4 protein-coding genes and 2 other annotated features are annotated in these 5,037 nt (G+C 30.8%); all 4 genes read left to right on the forward strand.

Going from position 1 to position 5,037, the window contains the following annotated elements; translation table 11 throughout:
- Nucleotides 1-996 (forward strand): hypothetical protein (locus tag VK998_RS03000; protein WP_325225323.1); only part of this gene is annotated, 996 nt, incomplete at its 5' end.
- 179 nt (nt 997-1,175) lie between these two features.
- Entirely contained in the window at nt 1,176-2,501 is a 1,326-nt protein-coding gene (locus VK998_RS03005) for a replication-associated recombination protein A (RefSeq protein WP_325225326.1), read from the forward strand.
- Between the two features lie 24 nt (nt 2,502-2,525).
- Nucleotides 2,526-2,755, forward strand: a binding site (T-box leader).
- 57 nt (nt 2,756-2,812) lie between these two features.
- Nucleotides 2,813-4,201, forward strand: coding sequence for an asparagine--tRNA ligase (gene asnS / locus VK998_RS03010; RefSeq protein ID WP_325225328.1), 1,389 nt, complete (start codon nt 2,813-2,815; stop codon nt 4,199-4,201).
- A gap of 54 nt (nt 4,202-4,255) precedes the next feature.
- Nucleotides 4,256-4,468: a binding site (T-box leader), on the forward strand.
- 42 nt (nt 4,469-4,510) lie between these two features.
- A partial coding sequence (locus tag VK998_RS03015; protein ID WP_325225330.1) for a class I tRNA ligase family protein occupies nt 4,511-5,037 on the forward strand: 527 nt, incomplete at its 3' end.

Here is a 5,037-nt window from a genome sequence, read left to right on the forward strand (position 1 = left end):
GCTGCTTATCCATATGTTTTTTCTGTTAGGGCCAGTGAGTTATTTAATGAGTATGAAGATAATTTATGCTGGGGGTATAATTTTGTTATGCCCTCCAATCATAGGATAAATATAAATGAAGATATAAATTATATTACTCAAAGTGCTAATAGTTACGCAGCACCAGTATTAACTGCTAAAATATATAATCTACTTAAATTTAAGAATGACAATAGTTACATATTAGAAAAATTAGGGATATCTGACAAAATATTTTTATGTGAACATCCTATTTTTTTAGAAGATGTTACTATAATTAATATTGATAATGAGATTATCGTTGAGGAAATACTGCCATTTAAGGTCAGAAAAATATATAGTGATATAAGATTTAAAGCTGATAAGACGGATTATGTTTTTATTCCTAACAAAAATAAAGAATATACTATTAAGAAACTTAGTAGTTTTTTAGAACTACTGCCTAAAAAAGAAGATAGAATTCGTATACTTTATTTGGGAACCATAGATAAGGAAATTAAGGAGATAATTACATCTTATAAATTTGATTTTTGGTTTATACCAAATGATGAAATTTATCCAATAGATGTACCGAATACAGTTTTAAATGATTTTGCGACTATATACTTTCAAGGCAATAAAGAAGTTGTTTATTACATAATGACAGGACTAAGAGATGCCTTTCTTAAGGATGACTATAATTGTTTTTCTATTTCAAATTACATAGATTCTACTTTATATTATATATATTATTTCAAAGATATAGCCAAATCCTACAGAAGAAAACAATTAGAATATGTCTTAGAGCCAGATGTGGAACTAGTATATTCTAAAGATGAATCATTTAAAGAAATAGAGGATTCAATGACAATTGAAGTTACAAAGGATGATGATATTATCAAACTAAAGATCAGTACTTTAGATATGAATGAAGAATTAAATATATGTGGCAAAGTAGATTTTAAGATACTATTAGATAGAATTGTAGATATGGTATAATAAAGTTGATAATAAGGGGATGAGAAATCTTAGTGGGAATGTCTTTAAGTGATGAATTTATTGCTGAAATAAAGAAACTAGCTTCAATAAGTATTTGAACAATTGACTAAAATCTTAATCTAATATATCATAAATTATAATATAAAATATAACAATAAATTAATGAACAGGTGATTTTAATGGATTTATTTACTTTGAATATGGAAAATCAGCTAAAAAAGAATGCTCCCTTAGCAGATAGAATGAGGCCAACTACCATAGAGGAATTTGTAGGTCAGAACCATATATTAGGTCAGGGAAAGTTTTTAAATAGAGCTATAAAAGCGGATAGAATATACTCTATGATATTTTATGGTCCTCCAGGTACAGGGAAGACTACTTTAGCTATGATAATTGCAAATTCCACTAATATGAGTTTTGAAAAATTGTCTGCAGTTACTTCAGGAGTAAAGAATATAAGGGAAGTAATCCATAAAGCTGAAGAAGGACTAAAACTTTATAACAAAAGGACTATTTTATTTATAGATGAAATCCACAGATTTAATAAAGCTCAACAAGATGCACTACTCCCTTTTGTGGAAAGAGGGATAATTATCCTAATTGGTGCAACTACTGAAAATCCATATTTTGAAGTAAATAAAGCACTTTTATCCAGAATGATGGTTATCCCACTAAGATCTTTGAAAAGGGAAGAGCTTTATAAATTAATAAAAAATGGATTGACTAATAAGGAAAAGGGATTAGGAAACCACAAGGTTAATATTGAAAAAGAAGCTGTAGAATACTTGATAACAATATCCGATGGGGATGGTAGGCTCGCATTAAATTCATTAGAGATAGGTGTACTTTCTACCCCAAAGGACGATAACGGTATAATTAATATTGATTTGGATACCATAAAAGAATGTATATTAGTTAAATCAGCTAAATATGATAAAGGTGGAGATGAACATTACGACACTATTTCTGCCTTTATAAAAAGTATGAGAGGTTCAGATCCTGATGCCACACTGTATTGGTTAGCAAAGATGATAAATGCGGGAGAAGACCCTAAGTTTATAGCAAGGAGGATAATCATATGTGCCTCTGAAGATGTAGGAAATGCTGACCCCCAAGCTCTTACTGTAGCAGTATCAGCTTTTAATGCTGTGAATGTTATTGGTATGCCAGAAGGCAGAATAATATTGGCTCAAGCAGCAGTTTATGTAGCCTGTGCACCAAAGAGCAATGCCTCTTATTTAGGCATAAATAAAGCATTAGAGGATATTAAAAACAAACCTATTGGGAAAGTACCTGGTCATTTAAAAGATGCATCCTATAAAGGGGCTTCTAATTTACAACATGGGAAAGGCTATTTATACCCCCATAATTACAAAAATGCATATATAAAACAGCAGTACTTACCTGATAAATTTATAGAAAGTAAATATTATGAACCTACTGATCAGGGATATGAGAGAAAAATAAAAGAATATTTATCAAAATTATTTGACAAACAGAAATAATCTAATTATAATGTTATAAAGTCCATAAAAACAGTGATAGGAAGAGTAGATATAAGAGGTAGTTCTAGGGAGTTGGGGTTAAGTGGAAACCCAATACGAAACTTATATTGAAGAACATCCTTGAGTTTCTAACCGAAATCTATGGAGAGTAGGCTTAGACGGCAACATGCCGTTATATATGATATACATCGATTGTATTATAAAGTGGCTATTTTTAGCAACTAGGGTGGTACCGCGAACCTTTCGTCCCTTTCAGGATGGAAGGATTTTTTTATTTGTAAATAAAGAATAATTAGGAAGGAGTATTGCATATGAAAATAAATATTAAAAGAATATATGATGAAACGGATAAATATTTAAATCAAGAAATAGAGATTGTAGGATGGATTAGGACATTAAGATCTTCGAAAAAATTTGGTTTTATTGAAATAAACGATGGAACTTTTTTCAGTAACTTACAGATAGTATTCGATGAGGAGTTGGAAAATTTTAAGGAAGTAGAAAAATATTCTATTAGCACTGCTATTTCGGTAAAAGGGATATTAGTAGAAACGCCTGGTGCAAAACAGCCCTTTGAAATTCAAGCTAAGGAGATAAATTTGGTAGCTTCTTCAGATAGAGATTATCCTTTACAGAAAAAAAGACATTCTTTTGAGTATTTAAGAACTATTGCTCATTTAAGGCCGAGAAGTAATACTTTCAATGCTGTATTTAGAGTAAGGTCATTAGCTGCATATGCAGTTCATAAATTTTTTAGAGAAAGAGATTTTGTATATGTTCATACACCAGTTATTACAGGTAGTGATGCTGAAGGTGCTGGAGAAATGTTTAAAGTTACTAATCTGGACTTAACCAATGTACCTTTAGATGAAAATAAAAAAGTGGATTATACTGAAGATTTCTTTGGGAAAGAAACTAATTTAACTGTAAGTGGTCAATTAGAAGCAGAAGCTTATGCATTGGCTTTTAAAAATGTTTATACTTTTGGTCCAACTTTTAGAGCAGAAAATTCCAATACTGCACGCCATGCAGCTGAATTTTGGATGATTGAACCAGAAATTGCTTTTGCTGATTTAAAGGATAATAGAGAATTAGCAGAAGATATGATGAAATATATTATAAACTATGTAATGGAGAATGCTAAAGAAGAAATGGAGTTTTTTAATTCTTTTATAGATAAAGGATTAATTAAGAGACTTGAAAACATAGTTAATTCCGACTTCGATTGTATCACCTATACTGAAGCCATAGATATACTTAAGAAATCAGGAGAACAGTTTCAATATCCAGTAGAATGGGGTATTGATCTACAAACAGAACATGAAAGATATATTTCTGAAAAAGTATTTAAAGGACCTGTATTTGTTATAGACTATCCAAAGGAAATAAAGGCGTTCTATATGAGATTAAATGATGATGGTAAAACTGTAGCTGCTATGGATTTATTAGTCCCAGGAGTGGGAGAAATAATTGGTGGTAGTCAAAGGGAGGAAAGACTGGATATATTGGAAAGAAGAATAGAAGAAATGGGTATGGATAAAGAAGATTATTGGTGGTATTTGGAACTGAGGAAATACGGAGGCACTAAACATGCCGGATATGGATTAGGATTTGAAAGGGCTATAATGTATATGACTGGAATGACTAATATTAGAGACGTTATTCCTTTCCCAAGAACAGTTAAATCTGCAGAATTTTAAAATTAACTCCTTGATTTTAAATAATATATCTGCTATAATACTTGATAAAATCAAATACAAACCATGATAGGAAGTAGTAAGCATATTAATTGATTTTAGAGAGCTGTTGGTTGGTGTAAAACAGTATCAATTTTGACTGAACTCGTCCTAGAGTTGTTAAGGTGAAATATAGTAATCTTAACCGGGAAAACCGTTATTGTTTTAAGAGGATAGTAATATTACTATCAATTAGGGTGGTACCACGGAAAAAAACCTTTCGTCTCTATTTTTGACGAAAGGTTTTTGTTATTAATATAAGGAGGTAAGATCATGAGAGAATACAATCCAAATGTTATTGAAAAGAAATGGCAAGATATTTGGGATGAAAAAAAGGTTTATGAAACCAGTGATGATAAAAGGAAACCTAAGTTTTATGCTTTAATTGAATTTCCTTATCCTTCTGGACAAGGACTTCATGTAGGCCATCCAAGACCCTATACTGCACTAGATATAGTTTCAAGAAAAAGAAGGTTTGAGGGATATAATGTATTGTTTCCTATGGGATGGGATGCTTTTGGTTTACCTACAGAAAACTTTGCAATTCAACATAAAATTCATCCTAAAGAAGTTACTCAAAAAAATGTAGCCATGTTTAAAAGACAATTAAAATCTATAGGATTTTCATTTGATTGGTCTAAAGAAGTTAATACTACTGATCCAAACTATTATAAATGGACCCAATGGATATTTATAAAGATGTTTGAAAAGGGATTGGCTTATAAACATGAGATGCCTATAAACTGGTGTCCATCTTGTAAAGTAGGCCTTGCCAATGAAGAAGTAGTAGCTGGTGGCTG

The sequence above is a fragment of the Schnuerera sp. genome (assembly GCF_035459645.1).
Taxonomy (GTDB): Bacteria; Bacillota; Clostridia; order Tissierellales; family Tepidimicrobiaceae; genus Schnuerera.

Excerpts from the sequence above, each read along its gene's own strand:
- VK998_RS03005 (WP_325225326.1), top strand. The coding sequence starts at position 1,176 with ATGGATTTATTTACTTTGAATATGGAAAATCAGCTAAAAAAGAATGCT.
- asnS (WP_325225328.1), top strand. The coding sequence starts at position 2,813 with ATGAAAATAAATATTAAAAGAATATATGATGAAACGGATAAATATTTA.